This is a genomic window from Pedobacter terrestris, from assembly GCF_052343045.1.
Taxonomy (GTDB): domain Bacteria; phylum Bacteroidota; class Bacteroidia; order Sphingobacteriales; family Sphingobacteriaceae; genus Pedobacter.
On the sequence record NZ_CP180264.1, the window covers coordinates 3,219,287 to 3,235,278 of the forward strand.

At 38.3% G+C, this 15,992-nt stretch carries 14 protein-coding genes and 1 pseudogene; 12 read left to right on the forward strand and 3 right to left on the reverse strand.

Translation table 11 applies throughout. From position 1 onward, the window contains the following. Positions 1–11: 11 nt before the first annotated feature. Positions 12–161: pseudogene (locus ACJVDH_RS13575) on the forward strand (DUF6434 domain-containing protein); the annotation flags it as partial. Here the strand turns inward: ACJVDH_RS13575 and ACJVDH_RS13580 are convergent. Together ACJVDH_RS13580 and ACJVDH_RS13585 are read right to left on the reverse strand one after the other, a co-directional pair. Beyond that, positions 143–781: a Uma2 family endonuclease gene (locus ACJVDH_RS13580; RefSeq protein ID WP_443943948.1), complete on the reverse strand. Its 639-nt coding sequence runs from the start codon at positions 779–781 to the stop codon at positions 143–145. The pseudogene ACJVDH_RS13575 and the gene ACJVDH_RS13580 sit on opposite strands and share 19 nt — an antisense overlap. A 1,365-nt stretch (positions 782–2,146) precedes the next feature. Then, on the reverse strand, positions 2,147–4,132 hold the full coding sequence (locus ACJVDH_RS13585) for a heavy metal translocating P-type ATPase (RefSeq protein ID WP_443943949.1): 1,986 nt from the start codon (positions 4,130–4,132) through the stop codon (positions 2,147–2,149). A gap of 289 nt (positions 4,133–4,421) precedes the next feature. Here ACJVDH_RS13585 and ACJVDH_RS13590 point away from each other — a divergent pair, with 289 nt between their 5' ends. The 3 genes from ACJVDH_RS13590 to ACJVDH_RS13600 all read left to right on the forward strand — a co-directional run bounded on the left by ACJVDH_RS13590 (position 4,422) and on the right by ACJVDH_RS13600 (position 7,796). Then, entirely contained in the window at positions 4,422–6,458 is a 2,037-nt protein-coding gene (locus ACJVDH_RS13590) for a M13 family metallopeptidase (RefSeq protein ID WP_443943950.1), read from the forward strand. Positions 6,459–6,569: 111 nt separating this feature from the next. After that, positions 6,570–7,331, forward strand: a complete 762-nt coding sequence (locus ACJVDH_RS13595; RefSeq protein WP_443943951.1) for a DUF2625 domain-containing protein — start codon at positions 6,570–6,572, stop codon at positions 7,329–7,331. A 3-nt stretch (positions 7,332–7,334) separates the two neighbouring features. Continuing rightward, the gene (locus ACJVDH_RS13600; RefSeq protein WP_443943952.1) at positions 7,335–7,796 is read left to right on the forward strand and encodes a DinB family protein; all 462 of its coding nucleotides are present in this window, start codon (positions 7,335–7,337) and stop codon (positions 7,794–7,796) included. Here the strand turns inward: ACJVDH_RS13600 and ACJVDH_RS13605 are convergent. Then, entirely contained in the window at positions 7,793–8,131 is a 339-nt protein-coding gene (locus ACJVDH_RS13605; RefSeq protein WP_443943953.1) for an MmcQ/YjbR family DNA-binding protein, read from the reverse strand. The two genes, ACJVDH_RS13600 and ACJVDH_RS13605, sit on opposite strands and share 4 nt — an antisense overlap. Before the next feature lie 128 nt (positions 8,132–8,259). Here ACJVDH_RS13605 and mnmD point away from each other — a divergent pair, with 128 nt between their 5' ends. From mnmD to ACJVDH_RS13645, 8 genes are all read left to right on the forward strand, one after another. Next, complete coding sequence (gene mnmD, locus ACJVDH_RS13610) at positions 8,260–8,922, forward strand: tRNA (5-methylaminomethyl-2-thiouridine)(34)-methyltransferase MnmD (protein WP_443943954.1); 663 nt, start codon at positions 8,260–8,262, stop codon at positions 8,920–8,922. Positions 8,923–8,987: 65 nt separating this feature from the next. Beyond that, positions 8,988–10,631 carry a glycine--tRNA ligase gene (locus ACJVDH_RS13615; RefSeq protein ID WP_443943955.1) on the forward strand — a complete coding sequence of 548 codons (1,644 nt, stop codon included), beginning with the start codon at positions 8,988–8,990 and terminating at the stop codon, positions 10,629–10,631. Positions 10,632–10,741: 110 nt separating this feature from the next. After that, entirely contained in the window at positions 10,742–11,437 is a 696-nt protein-coding gene (locus ACJVDH_RS13620; protein ID WP_443943956.1) for a 2'-5' RNA ligase family protein, read from the forward strand. Between the two features lie 211 nt (positions 11,438–11,648). Beyond that, on the forward strand, positions 11,649–12,125 hold the full coding sequence (locus ACJVDH_RS13625; RefSeq protein WP_443943957.1) for a DUF6252 family protein: 477 nt from the start codon (positions 11,649–11,651) through the stop codon (positions 12,123–12,125). Positions 12,126–12,234: 109 nt separating this feature from the next. After that, positions 12,235–12,642, forward strand: coding sequence for a helix-turn-helix domain-containing protein (locus ACJVDH_RS13630; RefSeq protein ID WP_443943958.1), 408 nt, complete (start codon positions 12,235–12,237; stop codon positions 12,640–12,642). 88 nt (positions 12,643–12,730) lie between these two features. Further along, complete coding sequence (locus tag ACJVDH_RS13635) at positions 12,731–13,495, forward strand: SDR family NAD(P)-dependent oxidoreductase (RefSeq protein WP_443943959.1); 765 nt, start codon at positions 12,731–12,733, stop codon at positions 13,493–13,495. Between the two features lie 117 nt (positions 13,496–13,612). Then, a complete protein-coding gene (locus ACJVDH_RS13640) occupies positions 13,613–14,302 on the forward strand; it encodes a CAP domain-containing protein (RefSeq protein WP_443943960.1) in 690 nt (229 codons plus the stop codon). A gap of 112 nt (positions 14,303–14,414) precedes the next feature. After that, complete coding sequence (locus tag ACJVDH_RS13645) at positions 14,415–15,920, forward strand: catalase (protein WP_443943961.1); 1,506 nt, start codon at positions 14,415–14,417, stop codon at positions 15,918–15,920. The last annotated feature ends 72 nt before the right edge of the window (positions 15,921–15,992 follow it).

Below are 15,992 nucleotides of genomic sequence, written 5' to 3' on the forward strand. Positions count from 1 at the left end.
ATTATAAAAACACGCAAAACGTCAGGCGATATTTTAAAACATACTTTGGCGATAACCTCAAAATGAATGTCACCTTTGGCTTGGTTAAAACCAATACCGGAAAAACATTATTAGATGCAGTTCAGGAATTTCGCAATAATCATCAGAAATTAGAAGGCTGATCGAACACATCATTGAGCTCAAGTTCAAAACCTACAAGTACAGACGAAGAGACTTTTTCGCCCAGGGTAAATAGTTTAGAAGGCTGGTATTTTCCTTGCTTATTTAAAGTATAAATCAATATGGTTTGATCGGATTGGCTTACTACCCAGTATTCCTTAACACCAAATTCTTCATAAACTTCATATTTATAAAACAGTTCTGTTTTGGTATTGCCCGGCGATAGAATTTCTATAACCAAGTCTGGTGCACCAATGCAACCTCGGTCATCAAGCTTCAAGGCATCACAAACGACACAAATATCTGGCTGAAGTACCGTGAAAATATCTTTATCTTTTTTGCTGCCACGAGGAAAACGAACATCAAAAGGTGCTGCATAAACTTTGCAAATTTTATGCTCTAAAAACGTGGCCATTCTTAAGAAAACACGACCGAAAATTTCCTGATGCAAACGCGACGGCGCTGGGCTCATTTTGAAGACTTTACCCTTAATGAGTTCTACGCGATCATCAAAAAGCCAGTTTAAATAGTGCGCATAACTGTAGGTTAAAGATAGATCTACATCGCTTAGAATTTGAATTGGTTCGTTTTCTACATCAATATAAGGTTTCGGTTTAGGCATAATCAAATATAATAATTCCAGACTAAATTAATTACACAAGCAACTACCTAACAGCATTTTATGCAAAAGACAAAATGTTAACAGAAAAACTAATTTCAAAAAAGATTGCTTCATGCTGTTACACACAACCCACGCTTCGGTTCGGTTCGCAATGGATGGTTTATGCAAAAAAAAGCTACATTATGCTTTGCATTTCCTACAGCCTAACCACAGTTTCTACGTTCCAATTTTACCGGCATAGGTATTTTTTGGAAACTACTGTCAAAGCCTTACTATTAACTTTCATAAAAAAATACCAGACGGCAGTTTTTGGTTCTTTTTGCTGTCAAAAAGAACGAGCCTCAGCGGCGGTGAGCTGAAAAAAATTAATTATAAAGATTTGCCACGGGAACACAGAATACACGGAAAAATAATTTAAAAAGCTCCCTTCGCGCCGTTACGCCCAACCTAAGCTTCGGTTCGCAATGGCGAATTGAAACAAGGTAAATTTTACGAATGCTTGCGGATTTTCTAAAGCCCAACCACAGTTTCTCCGTTCTACTTTTTACCGGCCTAGGTATTTTTTGGAAACTACTGTTAAAGCCTTACTACTAACTTTCATAAAAAAATACCAGATGGCAGTTTTTGGTTCTTTTTGCTGTCAAAAAGAACGAGCCTCAGCGGCGGTGAGCTGAAAAAAATTAATTATAAAGATTTGCCACGGAAACACAGAATACACGGAAAAATTATTTAAAAAGATTGCTTCGCGCCGTTACGCCCAACCTAAGCTTCGGTTCGCAATGGCGAATTGAAACAAGGTAAATTTTACGAATGCTTGCGGATTTCCTACAGCCTAACCACAGTTTCTCCGTTCTACTTTTTACCGGCATAGGTATTTTTTGGAAATTACTGTTAAAGCCTTACTACTAACTTTCATAAAAAAATACCAGACGGCAGTTTTTGGTTCTTTTTGCTGTCAAAAAGAACGAGCCTCAGCGGCGGTGAGCTGAAAAAAAATAATTTAAAAAGATTCCTTCGCGCCGTTACGCCCAACCTAAGCTTCGGTTCGCAATGGCGAATTGAAACAAGGTAAATTTTACGAATGCTTGCGGATTTCCTACAGCCTAACCACAGTTTCTCCGTTCTACTTTTTACCGGCATAGGTATTTTTGGAAATTACTGTTAAAGCCTTACTACTAACTTTCATAAAAAAATACCAGATGGCAGTTTTTGGTTCTTTTTGCTGTCAAAAAGAACGAGCCTCAGCGGCGGTGAGCTGAAAAAAATTAATTATAAAGATTGCTTCGCGCCGTTACGCCCAACCTAAGCTTCGGTTCGCAAAGTTAATTTTGCGAATAAACGCGCATTCAACTTTAACTTCAAAACCTAAAACTTCATTTTCTGTATCCTTACGGCATTCAAAATTGCAAGCAATGCAACTCCAACATCAGCAAAAACCGCTTCCCACATAGTGGCAATTCCGCCGGCGCCCAAAATTAACACCAGCGCTTTTACAGCGAAAGCCAGGAATATATTTTGAAGCACCACATTTTTTGTAGCTTTGCCAATTTTAATAGCCGTTGCAATTTTAGAAGGTTGATCGGTTTGAATAACCACATCGGCAGTTTCAATAGCTGCATCACTTCCCATTGCACCCATCGCAATTCCAATATCGCTAAGCGCCAAAACGGGAGTATCGTTAATTCCATCGCCTACAAAAGCTACAACTTTCCCTGGATTGTTTTTAATCTTTTCAAAACGGGTAACTTTATCTTCGGGGAGTAAATCGCCAAAAAAAGTATCGATCCCTATTGCATTGGCTACTTTTTTTACGATAGCGGTTTTATCGCCGCTCAGCATCACCACTTGCGAAACGCCGTTTTCATGCAAAGCTTTTATGGCATCTGCAGCATCTTCTTTAATTTCATCGGCAATGAGTACATATCCGGTGTATTTCCCGTCGACGGCTACAACGACAATACTCTCTTCAAAATCCCTGAGTTTTTGTTCAACTTCGATATTGAATTTGGACATTAGTTTCAGATTCCCGGCCAATACTGCGTGTGCCCCAACAGTTCCTTTCAAACCCATTCCGGCAATTTCTTCAACATCTTTAGCAGAATGTTCTACAGATTTCTCGTGATATTCTACAATTGCTTTTGCTATCGGATGTGTAGATTTTGATTCCAGCGCAACAAGAAAATCTAAAAAATCAGTTTGATCTATAATTGATTCTACTTGTTGAACCTTAAAAATACCTTTAGTAAGTGTACCGGTTTTATCCAGCACAACGGTATTTAGTTTTGTGATTAATTCTAAAAAATTCGATCCTTTAAACAATATTCCGTTTGCGGAAGCTGCACCAATACCGCCGAAATAACCTAATGGAATTGAAATAACCAAAGCACAGGGGCAAGAAATAACCAGAAATACGAGCGAACGGTACAACCAGGTTTTAAAATTATAATCTGCACCCAAAACAGCAATTGGAATGACTAAAAGTGCCACTGCCAGAAAAAATACAATAGGCGTATAAATTTTAGCAAACTTGCGGATAAAGAGTTCTGTTTTAGCTTTTTTTGTTGTTGCATTTTGGACCATTTCTAAAATTCGCGACAAGGCACTATCCGAAAACAATTTAGTGGTTTCAAGTTCAATTACGCGATCCAGATTCAACATTCCGGCCAAAACCGGTTCTCCCATATGAATCGTTTTCGGTTTACTTTCTCCCGTTAAAGCAGAAGTATTAAAACTTGCGGTTTCAGAAATAAGCACCCCATCGAGAGGAACTTTTTCGCCCGCTTTAATTTGAATATGTGCACCAATTTCAATTTCTTCTGGCGATGCCGAAATGTATTGGCCATTGCGCTTTACATGAGAAACTTCTACCCGCACATCTAAAAGAGCTGTAATATTGCTTTTCGCCCGCTTTACGGCAGCCATTTGAAAAAGCTCGCCGATAGTATAAAACAACATTACGGTAACACCTTCAGGATATTGACCAATTGCAAAAGCCCCAAGAGTTGCGATAGACATTAGAGAAAATTCAGTAAAAAAATCTTTGGCTTTAAAGGTTTCCCAAACTTCTCTTAATACCGGAAAACCTACGGGCAAATAAGCCAAAATATACCAATACGGGCGAATCAGTTCAAAAGCCTTCAGATTGAAAAAATTATCAAAAGCAATACCAATAAGCAGCATTACTAAGGAAACTATCGCTGGCAAATACGCGTTTACGGATGAAGGATTGCCCCCGTGATTGTGATCATGTTCGTCTCCATCGCCGTGTGTATGGTCTGCGTGCTCTTTATGCGTATGTGTTTTGCTGCTACAGCAGCTATCCGGGATATCGTGCTGGTGTGAATGACTCATTTTGAAGTATTAGATAACAAAATTAGTTAAAAAATTTCCGCTATTAGAATCATTCTTGATAGGAAAAACTTTTCGTAACACGCAATAAAAAGTGTTAAAAAATGTTAATAGTACATAAGATTTGAATAATATGAAATCGATCAAAACATTTTTTTCACCAGCCGATGTCCTAAGAAAATTAGGATTAGATAAGCTCTATTACTGGTTTTACAAGTAATATTTCTAATATAAAAGCAAAGTATTAGCAATCATTTCATAAATTTCGCTTTATAATTAACTTATTAAGCGAATGAAATACCAAAATTTGAAAAGATACTTTGCGGCCCTAGGCATTGTAGCGGCAGGCTTTTCAGCTAGTGCTCAGGCACCCAAAAAATTTATCGATCCAGCGAATATGGATCTTTCTGTCAAACCAGGCGATGATTTTTACCAGTATGCCAGTGGCAATTGGATAAAAAACAATCCTGTTCCAGCCAAAGAAACCCGTTGGGGAAGTTTTAACGAGTTGCGCGATTTTAACATCAACGCTGTAAGAACATTGGTAGAAGATGCTGCCGCAGATAAATCTGCACCGGCAGGTTCTGTAAAACGCCGCGTGGGCGATTTCTATACCGCAGCGATGGATAGTGCAACTATTGAAAAACTGGATTATACGCCAATCAAAGCAGATTTGGAAAAAGTAAAACAAATTAAGGACCTTCAGGGCGTATTGGATCAGGTTGCTTACATGAGAACCAATGGAATTGGTGGCGCAATGTTTGGCATTGGTGTTGGTCAGGATCGCAAAAATGTAACCAAATACATGGTTAACCTTGGTCAGGGTGGTACATCACTTCCAGATCGTGATTATTACTTAAAGGATGATGAGCGCAGCAAAAAAATCCGCGATGCGTACAATACCTATATGGTTACTTTGTTCACGCTAACTGGAAATACGCAACAGGTTGCAGAAGAAAAAGCAAAAACAATTTTAAAAATTGAAACAGCTTTAGCAGAAGCGCAAATGTCTCGCGTAGAAATGCGTAATCCACAAGCTACTTATAATAAATTCACTGTTGCAGATTTATCTAAATCTACGCCGAACATCAATTGGGCAGTTTATTTACCAAAGTTCAAAATTAACGGACAAGATACCGTTTTGGTTTCCTCACCAAAATTCTTCACCAGTTTAGACGGAATGTTAAAATCTGTTCCGGTTAACGATTGGAAAACCTATTTGGAATGGAACATTTTAAAAAGTTCTGCTTCTAGCCTAAGCTCGCCTTTTGTTAAAGCCAGTTTTGCTTTTAGTCAGGTACAAACCGGACAAAAAGTTCAAACACCACGTTGGCAACGCATGTCTCAACTGACAGACGGAACTTTAGGCGAATTGCTTGGACAGCTTTACGTTGCCAAATACTTCAAACCAGAAGCGATGGCTCGTATGAATGAAATGATTACGAATCTGCGCAAAGCATTTGAGATCAGAATTAATGGTTTAGAATGGATGAGTGCAGAAACCAAACAAAAAGCATTGGCAAAATTGCATGCCTTTACACCAAAAGTAGGTTATCCTGCAAAATGGAAAACCTACGATGGTTTAGTGGTAAATAAAGGAACTTATTTCCAAAATCTACGCAATGCAAGCGTTTGGGGTTATAAAGAAATGGTTGATCAATTGGGTAAACCTTTGGATCGTTCACGTTTCGGGATGACACCTCCAACAGTAAATGCGTATTACAGTCCAACTTTAAACGAAATTGTTTTCCCTGCCGGAATCCTTCAGTTCCCTTTCTTTGATCCAAATGCAGATGATGCAATCAATTACGGTGGTATTGGTGCCGTAATTGGCCATGAAATGAGCCACGGTTTTGACGATAGCGGAAGCCAGTATGACGCTGCCGGAAACTTGAAAAACTGGTGGACTGCAGAAGATCGCAAGAAGTTTGAAGAAAAAACAAAAGCTTTAGGCGAGCAATTTGACGGATACACCGTATTGGATACCGTTCACGTAATCGGAAAATTAACGATGGGTGAAAACATTGGCGATTTAGGCGGATTAAATGCTGCATACACAGCATTTAAAATGACGAAACAAGGCCAGAGCAACGAAAAAATTGATGGTTTTACACCAGACCAAAGATTTTTCTTATCGTGGGCACAGGTTTGGAGAGGAAATATTCTTCCTGAAACTGCGGCACAACTGATCAAAACAGATCCGCACTCACCTGGCCCCTACCGTACAATTGGCGCACCAGTGAATATGGATGCCTGGTATGAAGCTTTTGATGTTAAACCTGGAGATAAACTATACAAAAAACCTGAAGACAGGATTAGAATGTGGTAATTTATCTTAAATAACAAACATGCCCCGCCTTAAAAACGGGGCATGTTTTGTTTACAAGACTTTAGCAATTCATTTGATTTATCATTCTATATTTGAAAAAATTGAAACTGCATGAACAGGCTTTTTAAAAACCTTTTTTTTATTTTTTTATGTACAGCAAGTTTGTCTGCTTTTGCACAAAACAAAATGCTAAGTGTTGAGGAATTGATAAACAAATCCGATCCGGCATGGCCATTGGTAAAAAAATGGATTGACTCTGCAAAAAACAAAGTTGAAGTGCTGCCGGTAGATTCTGCCAGAGCAAAAAAAGCTTTATACAACAGCCAGCTTAACACCTATTCTACCCTAGGTTCTGTGGTATATAATACTGGTGGAATTATGGTAGATAATGGATGGATTAGAATTTTAGGATCAGGAAGTGCAAAACTTAATCGCTCAATTCCCGAATGGAATAAAGGAAAAACTTTGCAGGAATACGGTGAAAATCCGCCTTATTTATTAATTGCCGATGATGCTATCGGCGGTTTTTTTGCCATTAATTTTGGTGGATTGGGGAAAGATCTGAAAAACGTATATTATCTGGAACCAAATTCTCTTACCTGGCAACCACTTGGTGCAGGTTATGGAGAGTTTATGATTTTTTGTTTCGACAGCGATTTATCGAAATTTTATAAAGGATTGCGTTGGGATACCTGGGATAAATTTATCTCTAAATTAGACGGCAATAAAGTATACAATTTCTATCCCTATTTATTTTCCGCAGAAGGTAAAGACATCAATAAAGTATCGAAAAAACTTGTACCTGTAGAAGAACAGTTTAATTTCAATATCAAAATGATGAAAGAACTAAATGAAAAAGGCAAACCAGAATAAATCATGAATATCCGCAACTCAATAGAAAACATCAAAGGGACCAGAACTGCACTTCTGGAAAGCATCGCCGATTTAAGTATCGAGCAAATCAACAAAATTCCGGAAGGTTTCAACAACAATATCATCTGGAATGTCGCTCATCTTGCCGCAACTCAACAACGTTTACTGTATGTTTTGTCTGATTTAGATATTGTAATTGAAGATCGCTATTTCAGTCCATTCATTCGGGGTACCAAACCAGAAAAATTTATCGCCGAAGAAGAATTTGAACAGATTAAAACGGTTATGACCAGCAGTTTAGATCAATTGCTTTCAGATTATGAGCAGGGAATTTTCAAAACCTACCAAACATTTAAAACGCCTTACCACGTAGAAATCACAACGATAGAAGAAGCAATTCAATTTCTTCCATACCACGAAGGTATGCACAAAGGCTACATTTTGGCTTTATGCCATCTAGTTTAGAGGTATTTGGCTTGAATTTTCTTAGGTAATTTTGCCAGCACCAATGCGCGAGATTGTGCAACCAAACCTTTAAGTTCTGCATCTATTAACACATCTAGGCTTTCTACCTGAATCCATTGTCGTTTTGCCAAATGAAACGCTTGTTTAATGCCGTACCGCGAAGTAAGTGTGTCAAAATCGTCTGGGTTACATTTAATAGAAAAACGCGTGCCTTCTTCTATCGCAATAATGACGTAGATTTTTTCTTCGATCATAAAACACAAATGATCCCATTTCATACCTTCTGTGGTACCGGGCAGATTTAAACAATATTCTCGGAAAGATTCTATGTCCATTTTGGGATTTGGGTTTTATAACTTATTCTTTGCGTTTTTCGGCGTTTGCTTTTTAGCTTTCAGCTTCACAACGAAAGTAGTAATTTTGCACTTCATATAGCTTTGCTTTTCAAAAAGCACCCATTAAAATGAATACAATTACCCAAACCGCCGATGGCTCCAACACATTATATAATGAAACTATTGGCGAACATTACCACAGTAAACATGGTGCGGTGCAGGAAAGCAGACATGTTTTTATCGACGCCGGATTAAAATTTGCATCGTCAGGTTACGATAAAATATCGGTTTTGGAAGTTGGCTTTGGCACCGGACTTAACTTTATATTTAGCATGGATTTTTGCCAAGCAAACCAGATCAATCTTGATTACACAAGTATTGAAGCATATCCGTTAGAAAGAGAAACTATTGAAAATACTGGTTATTCAGAATATGTTCCTCAACAGATATGGCAAAATTATATATCGGCTTATGAAACAGCCTTAACGCATAAAACCAAAATTTCTGAATTATGCCATTTAGAAATTCCATATACGACACTTGCAGAATTTAATCGTGATCAAAAATTCGACATTATTTATTACGATGCATTTTCTGTACAACACCAACCAGAAATGTGGAGCGATGAAATTATTGCACATGTATGTACGTTCTTAAAACCCGGCGGAACATTTGTAACTTACGCCATAACCGGCAAGCTTAAAAGAGCATTAAAAGCAAACGGCTGCACCATAGAAAAATTGCCTGGTGCACCGGGAAAACGCGAAATGCTTAGAGCCACCAAGCTTTAAACGCCGTTAAAAACCATATTTTTCCAACTTTAAACCCTCCACCTTTTTATTATATTTGCTGCATTATGGCTCAAAAGAATAACGACGAACAATTTAAAAATGTAATATCACATGCCAAAGAATACGGTTTCGTATTTCAAAGCAGCGAAATATACGACGGTTTAAGCGCCGTTTACGATTACGGCCAATTGGGTGCCGAACTCAAAAACAACATCAAAACATACTGGTGGAAAGCCATGGTTCAGATGCATGAAAATATTGTAGGAATTGACTCTGCAATTTTTATGCACCCGAAAGTATGGAAAGCCAGTGGCCACGTTGACGGTTTTAACGATCCGATGATCGACAATAAAGATTCTAAAAAACGTTACCGCGCCGATCAGTTGTTGGAGAATAAAATTGATGAGTTGTATTCAGAACTGGCCACTTTCAGCGCAGAAAACAAAACTAAATTTGAAGAATTCCAGAACAGCATTTTGGCTAAAACTGATGAAGACCAGGCAAATTGGATCAGTGGCTTTAAAGCAGAAACTGAAACTCTGGCGCAATCTGATTATCCTTTTGTTGGTGAAGCCAGCTGGAGATTTATTAAAAAAGGTTTAACGCTTGAGGTTGAAATGAACCTTGCACTTAAATCAGAGAATTTAGCACAGCTAAAAGATTTAATTGTAGATTATAAAGTAATTTGCCCGATTTCAAAAACTTCAAACTGGACAGATGTTCGCCAGTTTAACCTGATGTTCAGCACGCAATTTGGTGCAATGGCAGAAGGAAGTGACGAGGTTTATCTTCGTCCGGAAACCGCACAGGGCATTTTTGTAAACTTCCTGAATGTTCAAAAATCCGGAAGAATGAAAATCCCTTTTGGAATTGCACAAATTGGAAAAGCATTTCGTAATGAAGTAATTGCACGTCAGTTTATTATGCGCATGCGCGAATTTGAACAAATGGAAATGCAATTTTTCGTTCGCCCTGGAGAAGATCAGAAATGGTTTGAATACTGGAAAGGTGCACGTTTAAAATGGCACCAGGCTTTGGGTACATCTCCAGAGAAATACCGATATCACGATCACGTAAAACTGGCACACTATGCAAATGCAGCAACTGATATTGAATTTGAATTTCCATTCGGATTTAAAGAAGTAGAGGGCATTCACAGTCGTACAGATTTCGATCTTTCACAACATCAGGAGTTTTCTGGCAAGAAAATGCAATACTTTGACAACGACCTGAATGAAGAAGGAAAACCTTACGGAAATTATGTTCCTTATGTAATTGAAACGTCTATCGGTTTAGACCGTATGTTCTTACTTACCATGATCAATGCATTTGAAGAGCAGGATTTAAGCACAGAAGAAAAACAAGACAGTCGTACTTTATTGCGTTTGCATCCGGCTTTGGCGCCATATAAAGTTGCGGTTTTCCCGTTAACTAAAAAGGATGGTTTACCAGAAAAAGCGCGCGAAATTATGGATACACTAAAATTTGATTTCAACTGTATTTATGAAGAAAAAGATGCAATTGGAAAACGTTATCGCCGTCAGGATGCAATTGGAACGCCTTTTTGCATTACAGTAGATCATCAAAGTTTGGAAGATAACACAGTAACCATTCGCCACCGCGACAGTATGGAACAGGAACGTGTTGCTATTGCCGATCTTCAAAACATCGTTAATAATGCAGTAAGCTGGAAAAATCTGCTTGCATAAAATACTCAAACGACGAAAAAGACCTTGCTGCGCAGTAAGGTCTTTTCGTTTTAAGGCCATTCTGTATATTCGCAACCAGGTTAAAAATTTTGTTAAATCATTAATTACCCATGCAAACCAGCGAAGAAAACCTTGCTTTACATTATAATAATCTTTATCAAAATGCGATAAATAAAATCGGCAACGCGGAGTACGAAATTGATTCATTAATTGATGATCCTAAAGATCACCGTTTTGGAATCACGCTGGTTATCCGGCCAGATGCCGATACGAAGCAAAACATCCAGCAGTTTTTATCCGAATTAAAAGCAATTGAACCCGATCAATATTACTATCAAAATTCGGATTTGCACGTTACTGTAATGTCTATCATTTCCTGTTATGAAGACTTCAGTCTGGATGATATTGTAGTTGAAGACTACGTAAATCTAATTGATGGAGTTTTGAAGGAATTTTCTCCATTCAATATTCAGTTTAAAGGCTTAACCGCTTCACCTTCCTGCATTCTTCTTCAGGGATTTCTGACCGATACCTTAAATGAAATTAGAGACGCACTTAGAAAAATATTTAAAGCGTCTGCGCTGCAACAGAGTATTGATAAACGATATGCCATTCAAACTGCTCACTCTACGGTTGTACGGTTTAGAAACCCTCTTGCCAAAATTAACGAATTGCTATCGTTGATTGAGCGGTATAGAAATTTTGATTTCGGCACTTTTGAGGTGAAACAAATAGAATTGGTATACAATGATTGGTACCAGAGAGAGAAATTTGTACGTACGCTACACACGTTCAACACAGATTAATTTAATCTTTGAACTTTAAGACAGCTAACCATAAAACAAAAATGAATGACTGATAGTTAAAGCTTTTAACATAACATACTGTTTTTAAACTACACAGCATCTGCATCAGTTTTTAACTTATAGCACTTAGAATTATTATATTAGCAGAAAATTTACCGCAGTTTTTGCCGAAAACATGCTTTAGATTGACACGTAAAAGCTACTCAAAACCATGAAGAAATCCATTCAAATTATCTGTGCAATTTTACTAATCGGTTTCAGTTCATGTAAAAAAACCATCAACTATCACCCAGAATGGGATGTTCCTTTACCAGAATCGGTAAGTGCCAAAGTAGACGGTAACGCATTTGAAAGTACGGCAACGAGCGCCGTTTTATACAGCGCAGCTGGTAATCTTTTACAAATTGTTGGCGAACGTTCTGGCGTGGTTTTTAATCTTTCATTAAGTGCGTATCACGGCGTTGGAGATTACGCGGTATCTACTACAGGCGCGTATCTTACGTATTCGGAAAATGCCTCTGGTCTGGCTTCATCTTGGGTTGCGCAAAGTGGAACCGTAAAAATTACTGCAGTAAATGAAAACCGGGTAACCGGAACTTTTTCTTTTACCGGAACAGATATTGCCGGAAATGGAACATCAAAGACGATAAGTGAAGGAAAATTTAGTGTAACTTTTACCAGTTTATAATAACGATCCTCAACAAACTGAGCCTTGATTTGGCGCGCAAAATGATAAAACCCGGACGATTCAAATCCCCAGTTCTAATATATTTGTATCAAAAATCAATCAAAGAGGCATGAAAATTCCCAATAAATATTTCGCACGTCAACATGAAATTGCTGCGGATTATCTGAAAGAATTGGACAAACATCTGGATGATATTGTTTCTGGCCGGGCAACAGAAATGTTTGAAATACGCGATTTTGCAGAGATTATACACATTCATCCAACTCATTTAAGCAATACCATTAAATCTGCTACAGGCCATTCTCCATGTTATTTTTTTGAAGAAAGATTGATGGATATCTCTCGAACTATGCTGGAGAAAAACAATATGCCAATTGCTGAAATTGCACGGATACTTACGTACGATCCATCTAACTTCACCAAATTTTTCAAACATTTTGCCAAACAAACGCCCAAACAGTATCGCGAAGCATATTTGCAAAGTTTGGCACAAAAACCGGAAATTCTCACCAGATAAAACTTAAACACTCACCATTTTATCTTAACCTGTCACCATTTTTTTTTCGATATTGCCTTTACCTTTGAATATCAAAAAACAAGAAAAAATGGGAACACAGAATAAAATTGCCTTGGTTACAGGCGGCAGCCGCGGACTAGGAAAAAATGCCGCATTAAAACTTGCCGAAAAAGGAATTGGCGTAATCTTAACCTATCAATCCAAAAAAGAAGAAGCAGAAGCTACTGTTGCCGAAATTAAGAATTTAGGCGTAGAAGCCGCTGCATTGCAGTTGGATGTTGCAAAAGCATCAACCTTTGATTCTTTTTTGAACGAAGTAAAGTCCGTTCTAAAATCGACTTTCCAAGCAGAAAAATTTGATTTCTTAATTAACAATGCAGGTATTGGCATTCATGCTGGTTTTGCAGAAACGTCAGAAGAGCAATTTGATACTTTGGTTAATATCCAATTTAAAGGGCCGTTTTTCTTAACTCAAAAAGCCCTAACTATTTTAAATGATGGCGGTGCAATTGTTAACATTTCTACAGGTTTGGCGCGTTTCTCACTTCCGGGATATGCAGCATACGCAGCGATGAAAGGCGGAATGGAAACCTTAACAAAATACCAGGCGAAAGAACTGGGTGCAAGAGGTATACGTGTTAATATTGTTGCTCCGGGCGCAATAGAAACCGATTTTGGCGGCGGAACGGTACGCGATAATGAACAAGTAAATGCGCACATTGCTGCACAAACAGCTTTAGGCCGCGTTGGTTTACCAGATGATATTGGCGGCGTTGTAGCCTTTTTATGTACCGATGATGCAAGATGGATTAATGCACAACGCATTGAAGCCTCTGGCGGTATGTTTTTATAATTTACACCATATTAAAATACGCCCTGAAATAATTTTCCGGGCGTATTTATTTGGGTATTCATCGCCCCTACATAAAAATAAATTCTGCTATTGGGCGTTATGCTTCATAATCGCCCAATGTATAAACAAACTTTACTCTTATTCCTATCCATTGTTTTTGTATTCAGCACAACACATGCGCAAAAATGGACGAACGCAGAATTTACAAAGGCAAACACCGCCGCCAACTCCGCTTTCCTCTCTAACGAAGAGAAAAACGTAATTATGTACATGAATCTCATCCGCCTTGATGGCGAAAAATTCTATTACACTTTTCTGGAAGATTATATCAATACCTACAATGCCAAAATGCGCCAGTATCGCAATTACAATGAACTGCGCATAACGCGAAACAATCCCTATTACATTTCTTTGCTTAAACACATGAAAAGCACCAAGAATTTACCAATGTTTTTCCCGAACGATAAATTGACAACCTTGAGTAAAAACCACGCGATAGATTTGGATAGAAACAATCTTGATACACATGAGAGCAGCAACGGCGATCATTTCAACGTACGTTTATCAAAATATTTCCCAAACCGATCTATGAGCGAAAACATAGATTTTGGATTTTCTAATAGCCTGGATATTGTGTGCCATTTGTTGCTGGATTGCGGCGTTCCGTCACTTGGACATCGTTTCAATATTATCGATCAGAAACGCAACATGAACCTTGTTGGTGTAAGCATTCAGCCACATCCATCTTATACCTGGTGCGCGGTAATAGATTTTGTTGCAGAACCAGGCTATTCTAAAAACGAGTAGATTTTCGTAGATTTAAAGACCTTAGAAAAAACGAAATTTTAACGCAGAAAAAATCGTTAAAGTGATCTCAGGAAAGTTAATTTCTTCGGCTAACAAAACATAAATTAAAACGATGAGCGATAAGAAAAAACTGACAAGCGCTTCTGGCATTCCTTATGCCAACAATGAAGACAGCATGACTGTTGGTCCGCGCGGGCCAATATTAATCCAGGATTTTATCCTTCACGAAAAGATGGCGCATTTTAACCGAGAGCGCATTCCAGAACGGGTTGTACATGCAAAAGGTTCTGGTGCTTATGGTACTTTTACGGTTACACAAGACATTACAAAATATACTAAAGCCAAACTCTTCTCAGAAATTGGCAAGAAAACGAAAGTATTTCTTCGCTTTTCTACAGTTGGCGGTGAAAAAGGATCGGCAGATACTGAGCGCGATCCGCGCGGTTTTGCTTTGAAATTTTATACTGAAGATGGAAATTGGGATTTGGTGGGCAATAATACACCGGTTTTCTTCGTAAAAGATCCAAAAAAGTTCGGCGATTTTATCCATACACAAAAACGCGATCCGCAAACAAATATGAAAAGCCCAACAATGATGTGGGATTTCTGGGGTTTGAATCCGGAAAGTTTGCATCAGGTTTTGATTTTGATGAGTGACCGCGGAACGCCATTTTCTTATCGCCACATGGATGGATTTGGCAGCCATACCTTTTCATTTTACAATGCGAAACAGGAAAGATTTTATGTGAAGTTTCATTTTAAAACCCAACAGGGAATAAAAAACTTTACCAATGATGAAGCGGTAAATATGAAAGCGCAAGATGCAGATCACGCACAAAGAGATCTTTTTGAATCTATCGAAAGCGGCAATTTCCCGAAATGGACTTTATCTGTTCAAATTATGCCTTTTGATCAGGCAAAAAATTACCACATCAATCCCTTTGATTTAACTAAAGTTTGGCCACATGGCGATTTTCCGTTAATTGAAGTTGGCGAGTTGGAATTAAATGAAAATCCGGATAATTATTTTGCCCACGTAGAACAGGCAGCTTTTGCGCCTGCACATGTTGTAGATGGAATTTATTATTCGCCAGATAAAATGTTGCAAGGCAGAATCCTCTCCTATCCAGATGCGCAACGCTACCGTTTGGGTGGAAACTACGAACAAATCCCAGTAAATCGCTGTCCGTTTCTGGTTAACAATTACCAGCGAGACGGTTTCATGCGCGTTGACGGAAATGGCGGTGGAAACCCAAATTATTTTCCAAATAGTTTTGACGACATAGAAGCCGATCAAAGTTATAAACAAACTGCATGGCCATTGGAATCCTTAATTGCAGATCATTATGACCGCAATGCGGAAGGGGAAAATGATCATTACACGCAACCCGGAAATCTTTATAGGTTGATGGATCCACAGGCGAAAAAAAATACGATTGCCAATATTGTAAGTGCGATGAGCGGAATTAACGGACCGAAAAAAGACGATATTATTAACCGCCAGCTTTGCCATTGGTTCCGTGCAGATATGAGTTTGGGCTTAGGCATTGCAAAAGGCTTGGAACTTAATCTTGAAACAGCAATGGAAAGCATGGTTCATGCCGATCCGAAAAAATAAAATATAATCACCTAAAGTAAAAGCATATTGCCCTTTTGCAAATGCTTTTACTTTACAATAGTTGATAGTTTA

Bases quoted from the DNA above. Each gene is read 5' to 3' on its own strand.
- ACJVDH_RS13580 (WP_443943948.1), bottom strand. From the start codon at position 781: ATGCCTAAACCGAAACCTTATATTGATGTAGAAAACGAACCAATTCAA.
- ACJVDH_RS13585 (WP_443943949.1), bottom strand. From the start codon at position 4,132: ATGAGTCATTCACACCAGCACGATATCCCGGATAGCTGCTGTAGCAGC.
- ACJVDH_RS13590 (WP_443943950.1), top strand. From the start codon at position 4,422: ATGAAATACCAAAATTTGAAAAGATACTTTGCGGCCCTAGGCATTGTA.
- ACJVDH_RS13595 (WP_443943951.1), top strand. From the start codon at position 6,570: ATGAACAGGCTTTTTAAAAACCTTTTTTTTATTTTTTTATGTACAGCA.
- ACJVDH_RS13600 (WP_443943952.1), top strand. From the start codon at position 7,335: ATGAATATCCGCAACTCAATAGAAAACATCAAAGGGACCAGAACTGCA.
- ACJVDH_RS13605 (WP_443943953.1), bottom strand. From the start codon at position 8,131: ATGGACATAGAATCTTTCCGAGAATATTGTTTAAATCTGCCCGGTACC.
- mnmD (WP_443943954.1), top strand. From the start codon at position 8,260: ATGAATACAATTACCCAAACCGCCGATGGCTCCAACACATTATATAAT.
- ACJVDH_RS13615 (WP_443943955.1), top strand. From the start codon at position 8,988: ATGGCTCAAAAGAATAACGACGAACAATTTAAAAATGTAATATCACAT.
- ACJVDH_RS13620 (WP_443943956.1), top strand. From the start codon at position 10,742: ATGCAAACCAGCGAAGAAAACCTTGCTTTACATTATAATAATCTTTAT.
- ACJVDH_RS13625 (WP_443943957.1), top strand. From the start codon at position 11,649: ATGAAGAAATCCATTCAAATTATCTGTGCAATTTTACTAATCGGTTTC.
- ACJVDH_RS13630 (WP_443943958.1), top strand. From the start codon at position 12,235: ATGAAAATTCCCAATAAATATTTCGCACGTCAACATGAAATTGCTGCG.
- ACJVDH_RS13635 (WP_443943959.1), top strand. From the start codon at position 12,731: ATGGGAACACAGAATAAAATTGCCTTGGTTACAGGCGGCAGCCGCGGA.
- ACJVDH_RS13640 (WP_443943960.1), top strand. From the start codon at position 13,613: ATGTATAAACAAACTTTACTCTTATTCCTATCCATTGTTTTTGTATTC.
- ACJVDH_RS13645 (WP_443943961.1), top strand. From the start codon at position 14,415: ATGAGCGATAAGAAAAAACTGACAAGCGCTTCTGGCATTCCTTATGCC.